The sequence below is a fragment of the Azospirillaceae bacterium genome, assembly GCA_028283825.1.
Taxonomy (GTDB): Bacteria; Pseudomonadota; Alphaproteobacteria; order Azospirillales; family Azospirillaceae; genus Nitrospirillum.
The window spans coordinates 577,005-597,237 of record JAPWJW010000004.1 but is presented as its reverse complement, the minus strand read 5'-3'; the positions used below and the strand labels follow the sequence as shown (position 1 = coordinate 597,237).

The window sequence follows — 20,233 nt, the reverse complement described above, 5'->3', positions numbered from 1 at the left end:
CCTCTCCACCGTTGAGTGCCCGCCATGAGTAGCATTCCGGCACCTTGGCTGACCATCGTCGGGATCGGTGAGGATGGCTGGGACGGCCTGTCGCCCGCCGCGCGCGCGGCCGTCACCGGCGCCACCCTGCTGGTGGGCGGGGCGCGCCACCTGGCGATGGCGCCGGATACAGCGGGGCAGCAGCGCCTGGCTTGGCCCAGTCCGCTGACCGACGCCTTCCCCACCCTGCTGGCCCGGCGCGGTCAGGCGGTGACGGTGCTGGCCAGCGGCGATCCGCAGTGGTTCGGCATCGGCGCCACGCTGTCCCGCATCGTGCCGGCGGATGAGACGCGGGTGTTACCGGCCCCCGGCGCCTTCACCCTGGCGGCCGCACGGCTGGGCTGGCCCTTGCAGGAGGTCGCCTGCCTGTCCCTGCACGGCCGGCCGCTGGAGACCGTCATCCCCCACCTATTCCCGGGTGCCCGCCTGCTGTTGCTGAGCTGGGACGGGACGACGCCGGCCAAGCTGGCGGCCCTTCTGCGTGACCGCGGTTTCGGGCCCAGCACCCTGACGGTGCTGGAGGCCATGGGCGGCCCGCGTGAACGGGTGAGAGGCGCCACGGCACGGGATTGGGCGACCGACACGGTCCAGGATTTGAACACCATCGCCCTGACCTGCGCGGTGGAACCGGGGGCGCCCGCGTGCTGCCGCGCACACCAGGATTGCCCGACGACTGGTTCCGGCACGACGGCAAGATCACCAAGCGTGAGGTCCGCGCCGTCGCCCTGTCGCACCTGGCCGCCGGCCGGGGGGAGATGCTGTGGGACGTGGGTGCCGGCTCCGGCTCCATCGCCATCGAATGGCTGCTGGCCGATCCCGCCAACCGGGCGGTGGCGGTGGAGGATCGGGCCGATCGCATGGCCGCGATCCGGGCCAATACCCTGGCGTTCGGCGTGCCCGGCCTGGACTGCCGCGGGGGCCAGGCGCCCGACGCGCTGGCGGACCTGCCCACGCCGGATGCGATCTTCATCGGCGGCGGCCTGACGGTGCCTGGCGTAGCGGAGGCCTGCTGGCGGGCGCTGCGTCCCGGTGGCCGGCTGGTGGCCACCGCCGTGACCCTGGAAACCGAAAGCGAACTGGCCCGCCGCCAGGCCGAATGGGGAGGGACGTTGACCCGTCTGTCGGTGGAGCGTGCCGCCGCCCTGGGCGGCTTTCGCGGCTGGCGCCCACTGATGCCCGTTACGCTGTGGCGGGTGGAGAAGCCGTTATGACGACGCTTCCCCACGCCCCTTTCGCCATCGGCATCGGCTGCGCCAGCGGAGTTCTGTACGACGATGTCCAGGAGTTGCTGGCCCGGGCCTTCAAGCGCCTGGACTGGGCTGAGCTACCGGATGGCTTGGTCCTGGCCACCCTGGACAGCAAGCTTGAGGAAGAGGCCCTGATCGACGCCGCCGCCATCCTGTACCTGCCCTTGGTGGGTTTCAGCGACGCGATCCTGCGCGGCATCGGCACCCCCACCCCCAGCGCCGGTCCCGAGCATGGCCGGCCGGCGGTGGCGGAGGCCGCGGCCCTGGCGGCCTGCGGCGCCCCCGGCAATGCCGCCGCCCGCCTCATCCTGCCCCGTATCCAAGGGCTGGTCTGCACCTGCGCCATCGCCTGTTCCGGAGAAACCGCCCCATGACCGTCCATTTCATTCGGCGCCGGCCCGGGGGCGCCCGACCTGCTGACCCTGCGCGGTCGCGACCTGATCGCCCGTTGCCCCGTCTGCCTGTATGCTGGATCGCTGGTGCCCACCGCCGTGCTGGCCCACGCGCCGGAGGACGCCCGCATCATCGACACCGCGCCGTTGTCGCTGGAAGAGATCGTGGCGGAGTTCCAGGCCGCCCAGGCCGCCGGCCAGGACGTCGCCCGCCTGCATTCTGGCGATTTGTCGGTCTACAGCGCGCTGGGTGAGCAATTGCGGGCCCTGGCGGACCTGGGGATTCCCTACACCATCACACCGGGCGTGCCGGCCTTCGCCGCCGCCGCCGCCGCCCTGGGCCGCGAACTGACCTTGCCGGAGGTCAGCCAGACCCTGGTCATCACCCGCACCAGCGGCCGGGCGTCCGCCATGCCGGCCACCGAGACACTGGAGGTGCTGGGCCAGTCCGGCGCCACCCTGGCCATCCATTTGTCCATCCATGTCATCGACCAGGTGGTGGAGCGGCTGACCCCGATGTACGGCGCGGATTGCCCGGCGGCCGTGGTCTACCGCGCGTCCTGGCCCGATGAGCGGGTGCTGCGCGGCACCCTGGCCGACATCGGCGCCCAGGTGGCGGCCAATCCCATCGACCGCACCGCCCTGATCCTGGTGGGCAAGACCCTGGGCACGGACGACTTCCGCGCCAGCGCCCTCTACGACGCCAATTACCAGCGCCGCTATCGCGGGAGGGGCGCTTGACCGATGATGCCGCCCTGGCGGTCGATGACGATCACGTCCACGGCGATGGGGGCCCCGTCCAGCACGTCCAGTGCCACGGCGCGCGCCATTTCCGCCACCCGGTTCGCCACGGGCAGGCTGGCGGCATCCGCCATCTGCAACACCTGCAGGGCGGTGTTGGCGCCGCGCGCGGCATCAACCAGATCCGGCGCGGCGCCCAGATCGGCCAGCACCCCGGCCAGCCAGTCCAGATCCACCGCGTGGCGCTTGGAATGCAGATCCATCAGCCCCTGCGCCAGCTTGCCCAGCTTGGCGAAGCCGCCGGCGATGGTCAGGCGGGGCACGGGATGGCGGCGCAGGTACTTCAGCGTGCCGCCGGCGAAATCGCCCATGTCCAGCAGCGCCTGTTCGGTCAGGCCGTAATGGCGGGCCACCGTCGCCTCGGACGTACGGCCGGTGCAGGCGGCGACATGGGCCAGGCCGGCGGCGCGGGCTACGTCCACGCCGCGATGGATGCTGGCGATCCAGGCGCTGCACGAATAGGGCACGACGATGCCGGTGGTGCCCAGCACCGACAGCCCGCCGACGATGCCCAGGCGGCCGTTCATGGTGCGCCGGGCCAGCACCTCACCGTTGTCGATGCCGACCTCCACCACCAGATCGGCGGCCCGGCCGGCGGCTTGTGCCGCGGCCTCGACCGCCTGGCGGATCATGGTTCGGGGCATGGGGTTGATGGCCGGCTCCCCCACCGGCAGCGGCAATCCCGGCAAGGTGACGGTGCCGACGCCGGGACCGGCGCGGAAAGTGACGCCGCCGCCCGCCGCGCCCTGCGTGATACGCACCCGCACCAGGGCGCCGTGGGTCACGTCCGGATCGTCGCCCGCATCCTTGACCACCCCGGCCAGGGCCCAGCCGTCGCCGCGCTGCGTGATGGCGAGCGCGAAGGCCGGCGTCTGCCCGCCCGGCAGGGTGATGGCCACCGGGTCCGGAAAGTCGTCCCCAAACAAAGCGGCGGCGGCGGCGGCGGCGGCGGCCGTGGCGCAGGCGCCGGTGGTCCAGCCCGGCCGCAGCGCGCGCCCGTCCTTCCCTTCGGCTCCCTCAACACCATCCATCGCCATGACTGACCCGATCCTGTCCGCTCTCGATCTTCCCGCCTTTGAGCCCGGCAGCGTCTGGCTGGTGGGTGCCGGCCCCGGCGACCCCGGCCTGCTAACGCTGCTGGCGCTGCATGCTCTACGCCAGGCCGATCATATCGTCTACGACGCGCTGGTCGATGACCGCATCCTGGCCCTGGCCAATCCCGCCGCCGTGAAGGAATTCGCCGGCAAGCGCGGCGGCCGCCCGTCCCCGGCGCAGGAGGACATCAGCCTGCGCCTGGTGGAACTGGGCCGCCAGGGCCGCCACGTGCTGCGCCTGAAGGCGGGTGACCCCTTCGTCTTCGGCCGCGGGGGGGAGGAGGCGCTGGCCCTGGTCGCGGCCGGCCTGCGCTTCCGTGTCGTGCCGGGCATCACCGCCGGCCTGGCCGGTCCCGCCTATGCCGGCATCCCGGCCACCCATCGCACCGCCAACCAGGCCGTCATCCTGGTGACGGGCCAATCGGCGGGCGATGGGCCGGACTGGGCGGCGCTTGCCGCCACCAAGGCGCCGCTGATCCTGTACATGGCCTGGCGCGGCCTGGGCGGCATCGCGCAGGCGCTGATGGCCGGTGGCCTGGCGCCGGATACCGCCGTCGCCGTCATCTGCGATGCCACCACCCCGCGCCAGAAGGTGCTGGTCAGCACACTGGAGACTTGCGCGCGGGATCTGGCGGACAGTGGTCTGGCGCCGCCGGCCATCATCGTCATCGGCGCCATCGCCGAACTGCACGGCACACTGAACTGGCTGGGGGTCGATGCCCATGGCTGAGTTCGCCCCCGGCCTGATCATCGCCTCGCCCGCCTCGGGCTCCGGCAAGACCACCCTGACCCTGGGCCTGCTGGCGGCGTTCCGCGCGCGCGGGCTGGACGTGCGCGCCGCCAAGTCGGGGCCGGACTATATCGACCCGGCCTTCCACGCGGCGGCCTGCGGCCATCCCAGCCTGAACCTGGACAGCTGGGCCATGGCGCCGGCCCTGTTCGACACGCTGGCGGGCCGGGCGGCGGCAAATGGCCAACTGCTGATCTGCGAGGCCCTGATGGGCCTGTTCGACGGTGTGGCGCGGGTGGGCGCCTGGGGCAATGGCGCCACCGCCGACATCGCGGCCCGCACCGGCTGGCCCGTCGTGCTGGTGGTGGACGGGCGCGGGGCGTCGCAGTCGGTGGCGGCCCTGGTCAAAGGTTTCGCCACGTACCGCGACGACGTACGCCTGGCCGGCGTGGTGCTGAACAACATCGCCAGCCCGCGTCATCGCAGCCTGATCCAGGACGCCATCCACGCGCTGGACATCCCCGTGCTGGGCGCCCTGCCCCGCACGCCCGGCCTGGCCCTGCCGGAACGGCACCTGGGCCTGGTGCAGGCGGCGGAGACCGACGCCCTGGCCGACCGCCTGGCGGCCCTGGGCACCTGGGTGGGGGAACATGTGGATCTGGACCGGTTGGCCGCCCTGGCCGTGCCACACACCCCGGCCGTCGCCAGCGACGTGCCCGCCCTGCGGCCACCGGGGCAGCGCATCGCGCTGGCCGCCGACGCGGCGTTCAGTTTCACCTACCCCCACGTGCTGGCAGGTTGGCGCGCCGCCGGGGCAGAGATCCTTTCCTTCTCCCCCCTGGCCGACCAGGCGCCGGATGCCGGCGCCGACGCCGTCTACCTGCCCGGCGGCTATCCCGAACTGCACGCCGGCACATTGGCCGCCGCCGTGACGTTTAAGGCCGGCATGCGCCGGCTGGCCGAGCAGGGTGCCGCCATCTATGGCGAGTGCGGCGGCTACATGACCCTGGGCGAGGTGCTGGTGGATGCCCAGGGTCAGGCGCACGACATGCTGGGCCTGCTGTCCGTCCAGACCAGCTTCGCCAAGCGCAAGCTGCATCTGGGTTATCGCCTGATCACCACCCTGGCCGACCTGCCTTTCGGCCCCCAGGGCAGCCGCTTCCGCGGGCATGAGTTCCATTACGCCAGCGTGGTCACACCTGGTGCTGATGCCCCATTGCTGACGGCGCAGGCCGCCGACGGCACCGATCTGGGGCCCTTGGGCAGCCGGCGGGGCGGCGTCACCGGGTCCTTCCTGCACCTGATCGCGGCAGCCGGATAAGCCCGCCAGCCCCATAAGGTTGACAACACAACTATCTGACTGGTACTTTCGGGTCACCTCGAACGTGGAAGCCCCGCTTTGTCGGCCACGATTCAGCATGAGGTGCGGCCCCTGCCCCTGAGTTGCGGCGCCGTCGGGGATGCGTGCCCGGCCTGACATCGGCCGGGCGCCCGGTGTGATCCATCCACCGTCCCCATCCCTGAAAGCGATCACAGGATCCGGTCCCTTACGTGCGGGGCGGATCCGTCCGCCGTGCCCGGGGAATGAGCCCCGCAGCCGGTGATCGCATCTTTTATCCGAACAACCCCTTCGGCGTTCCCCCTTGGGCGCCGGGCTGGGATCGCTTTTGCCTGATTGGCGGGCGGCATGTCGGAAAAGGAAAAGGAAAAACAAGCCGTCATGGATACGACGAACGCCACAACGTCCGCCGCGTCACTCCCGGATTCTCTGGTGGATCCCCTCCCACCACCCGCCGCCAAAGCAGCCAAGAACGGCGCCTATAACTACGTGCAAGTGATCACCGGCGTCGCCACCCTGGGCGCGCTGGCCTTCGGATACGATACCGGCGTCATCGCCGGCGCCCTGCCCTATATGAGCCGTGCGGCCACCCAAGGCGGGTTGGGCCTGACCCCGCTGACGGAGGGGGCGATCACCGCGGCCCTGATCTTCGGCGCCGCCCTGGGATCCTTCATCGGCGGGCGCCTGTCCGACCGCTATGGCCGCCGCGCCGCCATCCTGATCCTGGCCTTGGTGTTCTTCACCGGCGCCTTGGGCACGGCCGGCGCCCCCGACATCGCCCTGATGGCGGCCACCCGTTTCTTCCTGGGCATGGGTGTTGGTGGCGCCTCCGCCGTCGTGCCCGTCTTCATCGCGGAGATAGCGCCGCCCAACCGCCGCGCCCGCCTGGTGACCCGCAGCGAACTGATGATCGTCACCGGCCAGATGCTGGCCTATGTCTGCAGCGCCGTGCTGGCCCATGTGCTGCACGATCCGGCGGTGTGGCGCGTCATGCTGGCGGTCGCCGCCGTGCCGGCGCTGCTGCTGTGGCTGGGCATGGTGTTCATGCCGGAATCGCCCCGCTGGCTTGCCCTGCACAACCGGGAGGATGAGGCGCGGGCCGTCATGGCGCGCATCCGCCAGGACCCGGCCCAGCGCGAGCGGGAGCTGGCCGGCATGATGGCCGCCACCAGCGATGTCAGCGAGGCCACGGGCCTGAGCGAACTGCGCACCCCCTGGATCCGCAACCTGATGCTGATCGGCATCGGGCTGGGTTTCGTGGCGCAGTTCACCGGCGTCAACGCCTTCATGTACTTCACCCCCATCATCCTGCAATCGACCGGCATGGGGACGGAGGCCGCCCTGACCGGCACCATCGGCAACGGCGTCATCGCCGTGCTGTCCACCCTGCTGGGCATCTGGCTGATCACCCGCAACAACCGCCGCGCCCTGCTGATGACGGGCCTGGTCGGGGCGATCCTGTGCCTGATGGGCTTGGGTGCCGTGCTGCAACTGATGCCGGACGGGACGGGGCGCAGCTATATCGCGCTGGCCATCATCTTCGCCTTCATGTTTTTCCAGCAGGGCATGATCAGCACCATCTACTGGCTGCTGATGTCGGAACTGTTCCCCCAGCGCATGCGCGGCGTGGTGACGGGCCTGGTGGTGGCGGTGATGTGGATGTTCAATGCCGCTGTCGCCTTCCTGTTTCCCATCCTGCTGGACTGGCTGGGCGGCGAGACCTTCTTCCTGCTGGCGGCCCTGAACGTGGCGTCACTGGCCTTCGTCTGGCATTTCGTGCCGGAAACGCGCGGAAAATCACTGGAAACCCTGGAACAGCACCTGGAGGCGCGGCTGAGCCCCGCCGAATAGGCCGGCATCACGCCAGGCGCAGCACCATGGCCCCCGCCGCGATCAGGCACGCGGCCGCCACCCGGCGGGGGCCGACCCTTTCCTTCAGCACCAGGGCCGCGATGGCGGTGCCGAACAGGATGGAGCTTTCGCGCAAGGCGGCGATCACCGCCACCGGCGCCAGGGTCATGGCCCACAGCGCCAGGCCGTATGAGGTCAGGCTGCCGAAGCCGCCCACCACGCCCCGGCGCCACTGCCGCCGGGCCTGGTCCAGGAAGGGACGGCGGCGGAACACCAGCGCCCAACCCACCAGCGGAATGCCGTTCAGCAACATGCCCCACAGGGTGTAGGCGGCCGGCGCCCCCGACAGGCGCACGCCGTGCCCGTCCACCAGGGTATAGCCCGCGATCACCGCCGCGTTCAGCAGCGCCACGCGCAGCCCCTTGCCCCCGCCGCCGCCGCGACCCAGCCACGCCATGCTGAGAATGCCGGCGCAGATCACCGCCACGCCGACCCAGGCCGTGACGGACAGCGGTTCCCGCAGCCACAGGCTGCCGACCAGCGCCACCACCAGCGGTGCCGTGCCCCGCATCAGGGGATAGGTCTGGCTCATGTCCGCGACATGATAGGCACGGGCCAGCAGGCTCATGTACAGGACCTGCAAGACGCTGGACGCCACGATATAGGGCCAACTGGCCACGGCCGGCTGCGGCAGGAAAGGCAGGGCCACGGCGGCGATCAGCGCACCGAACGCCGCCACCTGCACCGCCCCCAGCAGCTTGTCCCCCGCGCCCTTGACGATGGCGTTCCAGGTGGCGTGCAGCAGGGCCGCGAACATGACGACGGCGAAGACGGAAATGGACATGGGGGGGCGACGGTTCCTGTACGGGGCCGGTTCCGTTGTACGGGGCGAGCCGCCACCCTGTCACCGCCCTGTCATGGGATGGCTGCCCGGCATCCGGCTGGCGCGCGCGCCACACGCCATGACATAAGAAGTCCACACAGCCTATCCTATTGGCTGTGGCGCCAAGCCGTGGGGGAAGATGGATGGACACCTTGGATTCAACCGCGCCGGACGCGTTAACGCCGCCATCCTTCGCCCGCTTCTGGCCCCGCCTGCTGGCCTTGGTGGTCGACATCCTGGTTCTGGCCGCTGCCGGCTTGGCCGTCGGCATTCCCCTGTTCCATCAGGCGGCGGCCCTGGGCACCGGCGGTCGTTTCATCGGATGGGCTGTCGCCGTCTGCTATTTCGGCCTGCTGGGCAGCCGGCTGGGCAACGGTCAGACGCCGGGCAAGCGGCTGCTGAAACTACGGGTGCTGTCAGCCGGGGGGGAGCCGCCGCAGGTGAGCGAAGCCCTGGTTCGGGCGATGATCCTGACCGCACCCTGGTTCCTGAACGGCATGCTGCTCAAATCCCTGTCGAACGACACCCCGGTGATGATCGTGGGTTGGGTTACCACCACCCTTTTCGGAGGCGCGCTTCTGGGGCAGATTCTGCTTTTCCTATTCAACCGTCCCAGCCGCCGTGGCCTGCATGACCTGGCTTGCGGCACGTACGTTGCCCGGATCGGTGGCCGGACGATGCCATCCTCCCCGGTCCCCTTGGTACTGGAGAGACTGGGCAGCCATATGACCGGCGTCCTGATCGCGGCCATCCTGCTGGCAGCCCTGAGCCCGGCCTTTTTCTTCACCCCGCTGGGACGACCGCTGCGGGCCGTCTATACGGCCGTGGATACGCTTCCGGAAGTCGAGGTCGTGGGCATTAGCCACACCCAGCGGATCGCGGGAAACGCCCCCGGCCCGTCGGAAGTGCTGGCGGTCTCGGTCCGCCTGTTCCAGCCCATGGCCGACGCGCGGCCGGAACTGGCACGCATCGCGGCGCAGGTGCTGAAAGCCACCGATCTGCCCCCGTCCGCGCACCTGAGCATAGGCATCGCCTACGGCTTCGATTTCGGTTTCGCCCACTGGTTCCAGACACTGGGGCTTGGCGACACGTTCGCGCACTGGCACGCCACCATCCAGACTTTCGCGCCTGAAAGCGAAGCGACCACGGGCAAGCCCCAAGGCTGATGCCCCAAGTTCCGGTGCTGGTTCGGTCAGAACAACGCCGGCCGCCGATCCTGCCGCAGGGCCGCCACGTCCCGCCCTTGCGCCACCTGCATCCACGCGCCGAAGCCCAAGCCCAGGCCGGCCCATAAGGTGGCTTGAATAGCCCAAGAGGCCAGGCGGAAGCGCCACAGCAGTTGGGCGGGGAAGTCGGCCGGCACCTCGTCCACCGCCGGCAATACCAAGCCGGCCGCGATCACCACCGCCAGGAACAGGGCGCCACCAGCGATGGCAGCGTTCCAGGCGCCCCAGCGCGCCGCCAGCCGCCGGGCCAGCACCACGGCCGCGACCATGGCGACGACAGACAGGATCAGCACCATGAAAAACAGGGCGGTACGCTGCCTGATGGTGTCGGGATCGCCCACCGCCGGCGGGTTGGCCGGGTATTTGAACGCCGGCACCAGGACCAGGGCCACGAACCCCAGCAGGGCCAGCACGGCCGCCAGTGCGCGGGGACTCAGCGCACCCAAACGGCCCTGGGCGTAGGCGTAGACCAGGGCGAACAGGCCGCCGATGGCCGCACCATAAACCAACAGGCCGGTCAGCAGGCCGCCGGTGCTCTGCACCCCGCGGCTGAACAGTTCTTCCTCATCATCGCCGTGGCTGTGGCCAACGCCGGCATGATCATCGTCGTGATCCGCATCGGCCTGATCGTGATGATGATCGTCATGCCCCTCGTGAGCGTGGGCGGCTTCGAAGGCGATGGCGCGTTCGACAGACCCTTCGCCGGCCAAGCGGGCCACACCGAAGGCGAGCACACCCGCCAGGATGCCGATCAGCATCCCGCGGGCCAGAAGGATTCCAACCATGATGGATAGGACCTGCCTCAAGTGCGATCACTTTGGACGGAAACGCCCAAAGCGTGAATCGCACGGCCGAACAAGAAATTAACGTTTCCCAGCGAAGGCGGGAAAACGTTAATGGCAGGGGAAGCCCAGCAGGTGGCGGGCGTCATGCACGAATTCATGCACGGCACGGCCCTGGACCAGGGAGGTCGCCCCCTGCTCCGCCCCCACGAAATACAGCATCAGCACCAGCAGCAGGCCGCCGAACACCGCCCACGGCAGCAGCTCGCCGGCGGAGATGACGGGAAGGGGCAACGGCAGGGGTGCCGGACTGGGTGGCGGCGTGGGCCATGATTGTACGCTCCCTGGGAAAAACGCGTCCCGTGCGCGATCAGCCGTGCCAGGCTGGATTGGGCAAGCGGGGGGTCTGGCTTCCGGACGCCGGCCGATATAAGGCTAAGGCATCCGGTCACAGTGGCGCGACCGTGCCGGAATTGCACCGGCTTCCCCCGTTCGCGAATGACGGGCGGATGGTAGGGGTGCCCCCACCCGCTTTCAAGGGATATCTCATGACCCTGCGCCTGACCCTGCTGGCCCACGCCCCCACCCGTGCCCAACGCGACGCCGTTTTCCCCCAGGCGGATGAACCAGCGGAGGCCGCCGGCCTGGCGCGGATGGCGGATTTGGCCGATCGGGCACCCCTGTGGCGCAAGGCCGCCCGGCTATGGACGGCACCGGAAACGCGGGCCCGGCAGACGGCGGCCCCACTATCCCGGACATTGAGCCTGGAGGCGGGCATCGATCCCGTCCTTCGTGACCTGGATGCGGGCAATTGGCGAGGACAGAGCCTGTCGGCCGTGGGTGCCGTCGATCCGGCGGGCCTGGCCGCCTGGCTGACCGATCCGACGGCCGAGCCCCACGGCGGCGAGTCCATCGCACGGCTGCTGCAACGCGTGGGCGGCTGGATGGACGGGCTGATCGATGCGGAAGGGCATGTCGTGGCCGTGACCCACGCGGCCCCCATCCGGGCGGCGGTGCTGCATGCCCTGGGCACCGGTGCCGACGCCTTCTGGCGCCTGGACATCGTGCCCCTGTCGCTGACCGACTTGCGGTGGAACGGCCGCTGGACCGTCCGCGCCACCGGCGTGGAATAAGCCCCTACGTCATCCCGAACAGGCGGGCACGCAAACCGGTGCAGTGTTCCTCCGGCGGCGGTTTCATCCAAAGGCCCGTTTCCCGCACCGTCCGATAGCTGCAAACGGGGCAGGAACAGCTTTTCGAGGACGAGCACATGTCGAAAACGACGATCAGCAGGGTGACCAGGAAGGCCAGGACCGTCAACATGCCGCCAACGATAATCCCGAAATTGTAGCCGGCAACCGGCGCGCCCAGGGCGAACACCAGGGCCGTCAGGCCGGCGCGCCGCCGAAACTTATTCGGATCCCTGAAAATCTTGTGAATTGCCTTCACCACATGGGCCTTTTCATAAGCGCGGCATTTGACCCGTGACCGATCAAATGTCCCCTCAATCGCCGGACACCGGCATCCGCCGGCAGCGTTCGGCGGACGAACCCTGCCCGCATATATAGCCACCCGGGCCGAAAGGCAAAGCGGCCCGCCACCTCACAAGCCCATCAGGCGGGCGAAATAGGGCAGCACGTCGTCGTTGTCATGGTCCAGCAGCGTGTCGCCGACGTAAAGCTCCGTCACGCTCCACCCCGGCACGCCGGTCGCGCGCACGTCGCCCACCACCCACCGGCCCTCATCGGCGGCGATGGCGTCGCGGGTTTCGGCCACCCTCTCCGCCGGCCGGTCGAAGAAGACATGCAGCATGTTGGTCTGCGGCACGGCCGGATTGATGCGGATGCCGGGAATGCGCGAAAGGCCGGCCGCCAGATCCACGGCGCGGCGATAACAGGCCTCCAGCTGGCCCAGCCGCGCCTGGAAACGCATGGCGGCAGTGGCGACCATGGGGCTTTGCCGCACCAGGGTGCCACCCAGGCGCCGCTGCCACAGCCGGGCGTTGGCGATGAAATCGGCATCGGCCGCCAGCACGGCACCAGCGATGCCGCCGATGCCCTTGTAGACCGAGACGTAGACGGAGGAGAAGCCGGCCGCGATCTGGGCGTAGGGGCGCCCGTAGAAGGCGCGGCTTTCCCATAGGCGGGCGCCGTCCATGTGCAGCGGCAGCTGGCGTGACCGCGCCAGGTTCTTCAGGGCCTGCAACTCATCCCACCGCGGCAATTGGCCGCCGATTTCCCGCAGGGGCAGTTCCACCAGCAGGCAGGCCAGGGGCTGGGCCACCGCCGCCAGGTCGCGGGCCAGGATGGGCCGGTGCCGGTCGCCCACCGGCACGCCGTGGAAATTGAACAGGGCCTGGTAAGCCTCCTCCTCATTCAGGGCGAGGTGGGAGGTGTGGGGCATGCCGAAGCGGGGCACGCCGCTGACCTCCGTCCACAGGCGCAGGGCGATCAGTTGGGCCATCACGCCGCTGGGCATGAAGGCCGCCGCCTCCTTCCCCAGCAGGCCCGCCACCGTGCCCTCGAACGCCGCCAGCAGGTCGCCCTCGCCATACTGGTCATGGGCCACGCCGTTGGCATCGCACCACGCCGCCACGGCCCGGAACTCTTCCGCCGGGGTCAGGACGCGGAAGCCGGGAAAGACAATCGCACAAGCCTGGCGCAGGCGCTGGCGGTGGGCGGCGAGGTTGCCGCTGGTGGAACCGCTGACAGGGCCGAGGGCGGGGGCAGGCATGGGCATCGGTCCGCTGGCACGAAGGATCATGAGGCAGGCGGCAACCCTGCGTCCGGGCCGCAATCCAGGCAACGGCCAATCGCCCCACCCACATTAAAGCCACAGGGGCATACGGGCAAAGGCACCGAAGGAGATTGCCCAACCGTGCCTTGAAACACCGGAACCCGTGACGGCGACCCACAAAACGGGCAGCCTGGAACGGACGCCCCGTCCCGGCCTTATCCCAAGGTAGCCTTCCCATGAGCGATCACATCCTGGTCCACCGCATCGCCATCTACGCCCACCACGGCGTGATGGTGGAGGAGGCCAAGCTGGGCCAGCGCTTCTTCATCTCGCTGGATTGCGAGTTGGACCTGTCGATCGCGGGCAAGGCCGACGACTGGGATTTGAGCGTCTGCTACGCCAAGCTGACGGCCGCCACCACCCGCGTGGCCACCGCCCGCCGCTTCATGACCATCGAAGCGGTGGCGGAGGCGGTGGCCGGCACCCTGCTGACGGAGTTTCCCCGCGTCGAGGCCGTCACGGTGCAGGTGGACAAGCCGTCGGCCCCGGTGCCGGCCATCATTGACGGCGTGTCGGTGCGGATCCGCCGCGCGCGGGCATAGATCTGATCCACACCGTCGTCTTTAAGCCACCGCTTCCATCAGGGCCGGTGCCGTCCGTCGTTCCGGCCGGGCGTTCTGCTGCTGACACCAGCGGTGCGTCTGCTGTTCCAGCATGGACAGGGCCAGCGTCGCGGCGTGCGGCAACTGGCGGCCCAGGCGGGTGACCAGGTCCAGGGTGGCGGTGTCGGCCTCCACATCGCACAGCGGTGTCGCCACCAGCGTGCCGTCCTCCAGATCCGCCAGCACGCCCACACGCGGCAGGATGGCGGCGGCGCGGCCCGACAGGACCAGGTCGCGCATGGTGTGGATGGAATTGGTGGTGACGGTAGCGCGCAGCCAGACCTGATGGCGCATCTCCGCCGATGACAGCATCTGGCGGATGCGGCTGTCGCGGGTGGGCAGGCACAAATCGTGGCCGGCCAGGTCCTGCAGGGTGACGGCCCCACGCTTGGCCAGGGCATGGTCGGGCCGGCAGATGACCATCAGCGGCTGGCGGGTGGAGGTGCGGACCCGCACCTTGGGGTCGGACGGCACGCGGACACCCAGACCGATGTGCACCTCGTCATCCACGATCATGCGCACCATCTCGGCGGTGGAGACGGCGTGGATGGACAGTTCCACACCGGGGTAGCGGTTCTGGAAGGTGTCCAGCACCCCTTGCACGGCCTGGGTGGTGCACCCCTCCGCCACCGCCAGTTCCACCGTGCCCATGCGCATGCCGCGCAGGGCCTCCAGCCGGGCGGCGAAGGCCTCGCGGTCCGCCATCTGCGCCTGGTAATAGTCGAACACCATCTGCCCCGCCGTCGTCAGCTTGACCGAGCGGCGGCCGGTTTCCAGCAAGGGCATGCCCATCGCGGCCTCAAGCTGGGCGATCTGGCGGCTGACGGAGGATACCGCCACGTTCATCTTCTGGCTGGCGGCGCGCATCGACCCGTGGATGGCGGTCGCGTAGAAGTATTTCATCGCTACGTCTGACATCTTGCGTCCCTCATCTGTTCAGGTCGATGGCTCGTGCCCCGGTCTGGGTTCGGCAGGGGGCGCCGGAAACGCCCCCATCAATGAACCCGTCGGCAAACAGTGTAGGCGCCCCACTGGCGATACGATTGTTCGGACGGACACCAATTTGGATACTATTGTCCGGACCGGCGCCGATTCAGCGTTAAGCCTTGTTAAATTTTGCAGTTCCGGGCCTTTCCCATCCCCGCCGATGCGATTTCCCGAATACCGGCGGCGGCTACCCGGCCTGCACGCGGGACCCCGGGGCGGTGCGCCCACCGCAACAAAGGCCGGGCCGGTTGTGAATGAAAATGAGGAGCGCCTGCGGGCCAAATCCGCAAGCAACGCCGGGGGCCCGCATGCCGCCCGGCAGTCCTTCCCTGCCGGCCCGGAGGCCCCCATGACCGACGCCCCCAAACCGTCCCACCTGACGCATGCCACCGGCGCGCCGGTGGTGGACAACCTCAACATCCAGACCGCCGGCCCGCGCGGCCCCGCCCTGTTGCAGGATATCTGGCTGATCGAGAAGCTGGCGCATTTCGACCGCGAGGTGATCCCCGAACGGCGCATGCATGCCAAGGGCAGCGGCGCGCACGGCACCTTCACCGTGACGGGCGACATCAGCCGCTACACCAAGGCCAAGATCTTCGCCGAGGTGGGCAAACAGACGCCGATGTTCATCCGCTTCTCCACCGTCGCCGGTGAGCGCGGGGCCGCCGACGCGGAGCGCGACATCCGCGGTTTCGCCGTGAAATTCTATACCGAGGACGGCAACTGGGACGTCGTCGGCAACAACACGCCGGTGTTCTTCTTCCGCGACCCTTTGCGCTTCCCCGACCTGAACCACGCGGTGAAGCGCGACCCGCACACCGGCATGCGCAGCGCCAACAACAACTGGGACTTCTGGACCCTGCTGCCCGAGGCGCTGCACCAGGTGACCATCGTCATGAGCGAGCGCGGCCTGCCCCGCAGCTATCGCCACATGCACGGCTTCGGCAGCCATACCTTCAGCCTGATCAACGCCGCCAATGAGCGGCACTGGGTGAAGTTCCACTTCACCTGCCAGCAGGGCATCGAGAACTATACCGACGCCGAGGCCGAGACGGTGGTGGGCAAGGACCGCGAGAGCCACCAGCGCGACCTGTTCACCAGCATCAACGCCGGGGCCTTCCCCCGCTGGACCCTGTCCATCCAGGTGATGACGGAGGCGCAGGCCAAGACGCACAAGCACAACCCCTTCGACCTCACCAAGGTGTGGCCGCATGGCGACTATCCCCTGATCGAGGTCGGGGTGATGGAATTGAACCGCAACCCGGCCAACGTGTTCGCGGAGGTGGAGCAGGCCGCCTTTTCCCCGGCCAACGTGGTGCCGGGCATCGGCTTCTCCCCCGACAAGATGTTGCAGGCGCGCCTATTCTCCTACGGTGACGCCCAGCGGTACCGCCTGGGCGTGAACTTCAACCACATCCCGGTGAACGCGCCCAAGTGCCCCGTCCACAGCTATCACCGCGACGGCGCCATGCGCACCGACGGCAACCAGGGCGCCACCCTGCACTACTACCCCAACAGCTACGGCGTCTGGCCCGACCAGCCGGACACGGCCGAACCGCCGCTGGAACTGGCCGGTGACGCCCGGCACTGGGACCACCGCGTGGATGACGACCATTGGGAACAGCCGGGCAACCTGTTCCGCCTGATGAACCCGTCGCAGCAGAAGGCGCTGTTCGAGAACACCGCGCGATCCCTGGGCGGGGCCGAGGCGCACATCCAGGAACGCCACATCGCCAACTGCACCAAAGCCGACCCCGCCTACGGCGAGGGCGTGGCCCAGGCCCTGCGTGCCCTGGCCGTGCAGACCGCCAGCTGACGGGAAAGCTTTGATCTTCGGCCGGGCGGCCGGGTGCGGTTTCCCCCTGTCTCTGTCCCGAACGTCCCGGCCATGCGTCAAGGGGCGGTTCCCGGTGATCCCGGGGGCCGCCCCTTGATCGTTGCGGCACGCCGCCACTTATCCATAATAGGTCGCAACCAACAGCCCCCACCCCAGGGGCCGCCACCGCGATCAGGAAGCGACCTTGCCCAAAGCCGTCATCGTCGTCCGCGCCCTGTTGATGCTGGCCCTCAGCGGCACCTTGCCTGCCGCCGCCGCCTCCTGGAACAGCCAGGATGTGAATGACATTGTCAGCACGGCTTTGGCACCAGCCGGCACCGGAGCCACCGGGACGATGGAAGTGATGGCGTTGGCGGACCTCGCCCGAACGCTGCTGAAGGCCGGAAACCCCGGGAAAGCCAGAGAAGTCGCAAACGCCGCCGCCCTCCTCCTACAAAACCCGGCGACCCAGCCGGAAGCTTATACCCGGGAAAGCCTCATCGAAACGCTGGTCCTTGCCGGTGATCCCACGGCTGGGCGCGCCGTGGCCATGGTGGATGCGCCACCACCCGCCGCGACCATGGCCCAGGCGCGTCTCGCCACCGCCCTCGCCCATGCCGGTGATAAGGCCGCCGCCCTGCAAGTGGCAAAAGGCATCACTATCCCCACCCTTGCCCCCACTGCATATTTGGGCCTGACGCTCGATATGGCACACGCATTGCCCCGCATCGCCAAGGCCTTGGCCGAAACCGGCGCGGCGGACGATGCCCTTCGGTTGCAGGCCAAGCCGCAGCCGGACCTGAGCAGGGTCGAAATTTTGGCCAACGTGGCCGTCGCATTGTGTGATGCAACACCCATGCGGCAGCGGAACACGGCGCTGGGCCGCAAGGTGGCAACCCAGGCCGTGGAGACCACCCGGACAGCCCTCAACACCGCGGATCCCTCAATCAGGTTTGACCTGATTGAGGCTACGGCCGGCGCGGCCGCCCATTGTATCGGCGCCAAAGCGGCGCGGAATTTCGTTGCGGCGACCGCGATCAGCAAGATCCAGGAAAACGCCGTCTTGGGTGTCTTGGTCCGTGGCCTTGCCACCGATAACAAGCCCTTGGCACACGCCCTCGTGCCGACGCCCGATCCTGCCGATATCGGGGAGCTGCTGGACGCGTCGGATCTACTGGTGAAACTGGACGACCACATCGGTGCCCTCGCACTGATCAAACAGGCTTTCAGTCTGGCATCACTGGCGCAAAGCCCCGGCCCGGGGCCCGCGATACTTCGTTCTGCGGACCGCTTCAGCCTGTTTTCACGCCTATCCGGCCGGATGGCGTCCCTGGGGGAATATGACGATGCGCTGAGCGTGATCCAAACCATCGAGCTGGAGAACCGGCTGCAATTCTATGTCAGCATTACCCGCAGCGCGATTGACAGGCAGGACGCGCCGGGTGTGGCCCGCATGACGGCCGTCGCCATCGACGCCCTGAAGGCGGACATGGATGGACCGGATGGCGCGCTCGGCCATCTCTACGCCCTGACACGGGAACTGGTCATGGCCGGATACCAGACCGAAGCGAAAACAGCACTGGCCGAATTACAGGCCGTGCCACAAACCCCTACCCGCCGTCTCGACCCGTATAAAACCATCGTGCTGCAGGCGGACATGGGGGACGTGGCCGGAGCGGTGGCCGCTGCCAATGCCCAGGGGCCAATGACCGCACCGCCCAGCCCCATGGCCGCCCTGGCCGTGACGACCATGATGTTCGACAACGCGAAAACACCTCCCACCCAGGATGAGGTGGCCAAGGCATTGGCAACCGCACAGAAAATGATGCCGGCAGCCGTGGCCGGCGCACACGCCGACACGCTGGTCGGCATTGCCCGCGACCTGGCGCTCAAGGGAGACACCGCACAGGCATTAGAGGTGGAAAGCGGCTTGGAGGGCGAAAGCAACGCCAACATCGTCGCCAAGCGAAATTCACTGCTGGCGGATATCGCTAAAGCGCAGATCAAGGCGGCGGATCTCCATGATGCGTTGGCGACCAGCTTGCGCATCACCGATCAGCGGACACGATGGCAGCCGTTGCTGTCCCTGGCGGCATTTCCGGTGGGCCGCTGAAATCCGTTCAAGACCATCAGGATCGGCTGGCCACGAACAAACGCTTGCCCTGCCCCTGCAACCTCCCGTCAAATCGGCGCCAGCGCACCGATACCGGAGACCGTCCCATGCGGGCCTTGCTCGCCGCAGCCCTGATCCTGATCGCCCCCTGTTCCGCCCTGGCCGATCCCGGCCTGTCCCCCGATCTGGCCGCCAAGGTGGATACGGCGGTGACGGAGGCGCTGGCGGCCAGCGGCACGCCGGCGGCGTCCATCGCCGTGGTGCGCGACGGCAGGGTGGTCTACGCCCATGCCTACGGCCAGGCGCGGCGCGATCCGGACGTGGCGGCCACGACGGCGCAGCGCTTCGCCATCGGGTCGGTGTCCAAGCAGTTCACGGTGGCGGCCATCCTGCTGCTGGCCGAGGAAGGAAAACTGTCGCTGGACGACACGGTGGGCAAATGGATCCCGGACCTGACGGACGGCGATCGCATCACGGTGCGCCAGATCCTGAGCCACACGGCGGGGTACCGTGATTTCTGGCCGCAGGATTACGTCCCCGCCTTCATGGAAAAGCCCATCACGGCCGACGGCATCTTCGACCGCTGGGCCCGCGTGCCGCTGGACTTCCAGCCGGGTGAGGCCTGGCAGTATTCCAACACCGGCTTCACCATCGCCGCCCGCATCGTGGAGAAGACCGCGGGCCAGCCCTTCTTCACCTTCCTGACAAGCCGGGTGCTGAAGCCCTTGGGCCTGGATGCCGCCGACATCGATGCCAGCCCGCTGGGACCCCATGATGCCGCCGGCTATACCCGCTATGCCCTGGGCCAACCGCGCCCGGCCCCGAAGGAGGCGCCGGGCTGGCTGATGGGGGCCGCACAACTGGCCCTGACGCCGCAGGATCTGGCGCGCTGGGACATCGCCATGATGGAGGGCCGGCTGCTGAAGCCGGAAAGCTGGCGGACCATGCAGACCAGCGTGCGCCTGAACAACGGCCAGGACGCGCGCTACGGCCTGGGCCTGACCGTCACGCCGGACGGGTCCTTCCGCATGGTGCGCCATGGCGGCGAGGTCTCAGGCTTCCTGGCGGAAAACCGCGTGTGGCCGGACCTGGGGGCCGCCGTGGTGGTGCTGGTCAACAGCGACTACGGCGACCCCGCCAGCATCGCCCAGAAGATCACCGCCCTGATGCCGCTGTCGACCCAGCCCACGGCGGTGGAGACGGCGGCGGCCAGCACTTTCCTGGCGGGGCTGGCCAAAGGCCACGCCGACGCCGGTCACCTGACGCCGGACGGGGCCGCCTACTTCACCCCGGCCGTGGTCGCCGATTACGCCGCCAGCCTGGGCCCCCTGGGTCCGCTGACAGCCCTGAAGCCGCTGAGCCGCCGGCTGCGCGGCGGCTTCACGGAGGAAATCTACCTGGCCGCCTTTGGCCAGAAGTCCCTGCGCGTGGTGGCGCGGGCCAGCGAGGGCAAGTATGAACAGTTCATGGCCTACCCGGATTAAAGTCGCCGCCCTTGCACTGCTGGCGGCAACGCCAGCGGGGGCGCAAACCGC

Annotated in this window: 17 protein-coding genes, 2 pseudogenes and 1 riboswitch; of the genes and pseudogenes, 12 read left to right on the top strand and 7 right to left on the bottom strand. The window is 69.0% G+C overall.

Annotation, left to right across the window (positions count from 1 at the left end):
- Nucleotides 1-24 precede the first annotated feature (24 nt).
- The 3 genes and pseudogenes from cbiE to cobM all read left to right on the top strand — a co-directional run bounded on the left by cbiE (nucleotide 25) and on the right by cobM (nucleotide 2,419).
- Nucleotides 25-1,250: pseudogene (gene cbiE, locus PW843_26825) on the top strand (precorrin-6y C5,15-methyltransferase (decarboxylating) subunit CbiE).
- Entirely contained in the window at nucleotides 1,247-1,660 is a 414-nt protein-coding gene (locus PW843_26820; GenBank protein ID MDE1150183.1) for a cobalamin biosynthesis protein, read from the top strand. Before cbiE ends, PW843_26820 begins: the two are co-directional and overlap by 4 nt.
- Nucleotides 1,657-2,419 (top strand): annotated as a pseudogene (cobM, locus tag PW843_26815) (precorrin-4 C(11)-methyltransferase). Before PW843_26820 ends, cobM begins: the two are co-directional and overlap by 4 nt.
- Here the strand turns inward: cobM and PW843_26810 are convergent.
- Complete coding sequence (locus tag PW843_26810) at nucleotides 2,398-3,510, bottom strand: cobalt-precorrin-5B (C(1))-methyltransferase (GenBank protein MDE1150182.1); 1,113 nt, start codon at nucleotides 3,508-3,510, stop codon at nucleotides 2,398-2,400. The pseudogene cobM and the gene PW843_26810 overlap by 22 nt on opposite strands.
- 4 nt (nucleotides 3,511-3,514) lie before the next feature.
- On the opposite strand from PW843_26810, the gene cobA reads away from it, so the two are divergent.
- The 3 genes from cobA (at nucleotide 3,515) to PW843_26795 (ending at nucleotide 7,493) form a co-directional block, all read left to right on the top strand.
- Complete coding sequence (gene cobA, locus PW843_26805) at nucleotides 3,515-4,303, top strand: uroporphyrinogen-III C-methyltransferase (protein ID MDE1150181.1); 789 nt, start codon at nucleotides 3,515-3,517, stop codon at nucleotides 4,301-4,303.
- Nucleotides 4,296-5,624 (top strand): cobyrinate a,c-diamide synthase, encoded by a 1,329-nt coding sequence (locus PW843_26800; GenBank protein MDE1150180.1) that lies wholly within the window; start codon nucleotides 4,296-4,298, stop codon nucleotides 5,622-5,624. The genes cobA and PW843_26800 overlap by 8 nt, the downstream gene beginning before the upstream one ends.
- Before the next feature lie 399 nt (nucleotides 5,625-6,023).
- A complete protein-coding gene (locus tag PW843_26795; protein MDE1150179.1) occupies nucleotides 6,024-7,493 on the top strand; it encodes a sugar porter family MFS transporter in 1,470 nt (489 codons plus the stop codon).
- Between the two features lie 7 nt (nucleotides 7,494-7,500).
- On the opposite strand, the gene PW843_26790 is transcribed toward PW843_26795, so the two are convergent.
- Nucleotides 7,501-8,337, bottom strand: a complete 837-nt coding sequence (locus PW843_26790; protein MDE1150178.1) for an EamA family transporter — start codon at nucleotides 8,335-8,337, stop codon at nucleotides 7,501-7,503.
- Between the two features lie 182 nt (nucleotides 8,338-8,519).
- Here PW843_26790 and PW843_26785 point away from each other — a divergent pair, with 182 nt between their 5' ends.
- Nucleotides 8,520-9,542, top strand: coding sequence for an RDD family protein (locus tag PW843_26785; protein MDE1150177.1), 1,023 nt, complete (start codon nucleotides 8,520-8,522; stop codon nucleotides 9,540-9,542).
- A gap of 26 nt (nucleotides 9,543-9,568) precedes the next feature.
- On the opposite strand, the gene PW843_26780 is transcribed toward PW843_26785, so the two are convergent.
- The gene (locus tag PW843_26780; protein MDE1150176.1) at nucleotides 9,569-10,387 is read right to left on the bottom strand and encodes a CbtA family protein; all 819 of its coding nucleotides are present in this window, start codon (nucleotides 10,385-10,387) and stop codon (nucleotides 9,569-9,571) included.
- A gap of 108 nt (nucleotides 10,388-10,495) precedes the next feature.
- A complete protein-coding gene (locus PW843_26775) occupies nucleotides 10,496-10,684 on the bottom strand; it encodes a CbtB-domain containing protein (GenBank protein MDE1150175.1) in 189 nt (62 codons plus the stop codon).
- Nucleotides 10,685-10,765: 81 nt separating this feature from the next.
- Nucleotides 10,766-10,928, bottom strand: a riboswitch (cobalamin riboswitch).
- Between the two features lie 4 nt (nucleotides 10,929-10,932).
- On the opposite strand from PW843_26775, the gene PW843_26770 reads away from it, so the two are divergent.
- The gene (locus tag PW843_26770) at nucleotides 10,933-11,517 is read left to right on the top strand and encodes a histidine phosphatase family protein (protein MDE1150174.1); all 585 of its coding nucleotides are present in this window, start codon (nucleotides 10,933-10,935) and stop codon (nucleotides 11,515-11,517) included.
- 4 nt (nucleotides 11,518-11,521) lie between these two features.
- Here PW843_26770 and PW843_26765 read toward each other — a convergent pair whose 3' ends face one another.
- Nucleotides 11,522-11,836, bottom strand: coding sequence for a hypothetical protein (locus tag PW843_26765; protein MDE1150173.1), 315 nt, complete (start codon nucleotides 11,834-11,836; stop codon nucleotides 11,522-11,524).
- Nucleotides 11,837-11,986: 150 nt separating this feature from the next.
- Complete coding sequence (locus tag PW843_26760) at nucleotides 11,987-13,117, bottom strand: beta-eliminating lyase-related protein (GenBank protein MDE1150172.1); 1,131 nt, start codon at nucleotides 13,115-13,117, stop codon at nucleotides 11,987-11,989.
- A 239-nt stretch (nucleotides 13,118-13,356) separates the two neighbouring features.
- Here PW843_26760 and folB point away from each other — a divergent pair, with 239 nt between their 5' ends.
- Entirely contained in the window at nucleotides 13,357-13,722 is a 366-nt protein-coding gene (folB, locus tag PW843_26755; protein MDE1150171.1) for a dihydroneopterin aldolase, read from the top strand.
- A gap of 21 nt (nucleotides 13,723-13,743) precedes the next feature.
- Here the strand turns inward: folB and PW843_26750 are convergent, their stop codons facing one another.
- Entirely contained in the window at nucleotides 13,744-14,700 is a 957-nt protein-coding gene (locus PW843_26750) for a LysR family transcriptional regulator (protein MDE1150170.1), read from the bottom strand.
- A gap of 418 nt (nucleotides 14,701-15,118) precedes the next feature.
- Between PW843_26750 and PW843_26745 the strand changes: the two genes are divergently transcribed.
- From PW843_26745 to PW843_26735, 3 genes are all read left to right on the top strand, one after another.
- Nucleotides 15,119-16,585 (top strand): catalase, encoded by a 1,467-nt coding sequence (locus tag PW843_26745; GenBank protein ID MDE1150169.1) that lies wholly within the window; start codon nucleotides 15,119-15,121, stop codon nucleotides 16,583-16,585.
- Between the two features lie 205 nt (nucleotides 16,586-16,790).
- Nucleotides 16,791-18,698: a hypothetical protein gene (locus PW843_26740; protein MDE1150168.1), complete on the top strand. Its 1,908-nt coding sequence runs from the start codon at nucleotides 16,791-16,793 to the stop codon at nucleotides 18,696-18,698.
- Nucleotides 18,699-18,805: 107 nt separating this feature from the next.
- The gene (locus PW843_26735) at nucleotides 18,806-20,182 is read left to right on the top strand and encodes a serine hydrolase (protein ID MDE1150167.1); all 1,377 of its coding nucleotides are present in this window, start codon (nucleotides 18,806-18,808) and stop codon (nucleotides 20,180-20,182) included.
- Nucleotides 20,183-20,233: the final 51 nt, after the last annotated feature.

Bases quoted from the DNA above. Each gene is read 5' to 3' on its own strand.
- PW843_26795 (MDE1150179.1), top strand. From the start codon at position 6,024: ATGGATACGACGAACGCCACAACGTCCGCCGCGTCACTCCCGGATTCT.
- PW843_26745 (MDE1150169.1), top strand. From the start codon at position 15,119: ATGACCGACGCCCCCAAACCGTCCCACCTGACGCATGCCACCGGCGCG.
- PW843_26750 (MDE1150170.1), bottom strand. From the start codon at position 14,700: ATGTCAGACGTAGCGATGAAATACTTCTACGCGACCGCCATCCACGGG.
- PW843_26780 (MDE1150176.1), bottom strand. From the start codon at position 10,387: ATGGTTGGAATCCTTCTGGCCCGCGGGATGCTGATCGGCATCCTGGCG.
- PW843_26770 (MDE1150174.1), top strand. From the start codon at position 10,933: ATGACCCTGCGCCTGACCCTGCTGGCCCACGCCCCCACCCGTGCCCAA.
- PW843_26800 (MDE1150180.1), top strand. From the start codon at position 4,296: ATGGCTGAGTTCGCCCCCGGCCTGATCATCGCCTCGCCCGCCTCGGGC.
- PW843_26785 (MDE1150177.1), top strand. From the start codon at position 8,520: ATGGACACCTTGGATTCAACCGCGCCGGACGCGTTAACGCCGCCATCC.
- folB (MDE1150171.1), top strand. From the start codon at position 13,357: ATGAGCGATCACATCCTGGTCCACCGCATCGCCATCTACGCCCACCAC.
- cobA (MDE1150181.1), top strand. From the start codon at position 3,515: ATGACTGACCCGATCCTGTCCGCTCTCGATCTTCCCGCCTTTGAGCCC.
- PW843_26820 (MDE1150183.1), top strand. From the start codon at position 1,247: ATGACGACGCTTCCCCACGCCCCTTTCGCCATCGGCATCGGCTGCGCC.
- PW843_26760 (MDE1150172.1), bottom strand. From the start codon at position 13,117: ATGCCTGCCCCCGCCCTCGGCCCTGTCAGCGGTTCCACCAGCGGCAAC.
- PW843_26790 (MDE1150178.1), bottom strand. From the start codon at position 8,337: ATGTCCATTTCCGTCTTCGCCGTCGTCATGTTCGCGGCCCTGCTGCAC.
- PW843_26810 (MDE1150182.1), bottom strand. From the start codon at position 3,510: ATGGATGGTGTTGAGGGAGCCGAAGGGAAGGACGGGCGCGCGCTGCGG.
- PW843_26735 (MDE1150167.1), top strand. From the start codon at position 18,806: ATGCGGGCCTTGCTCGCCGCAGCCCTGATCCTGATCGCCCCCTGTTCC.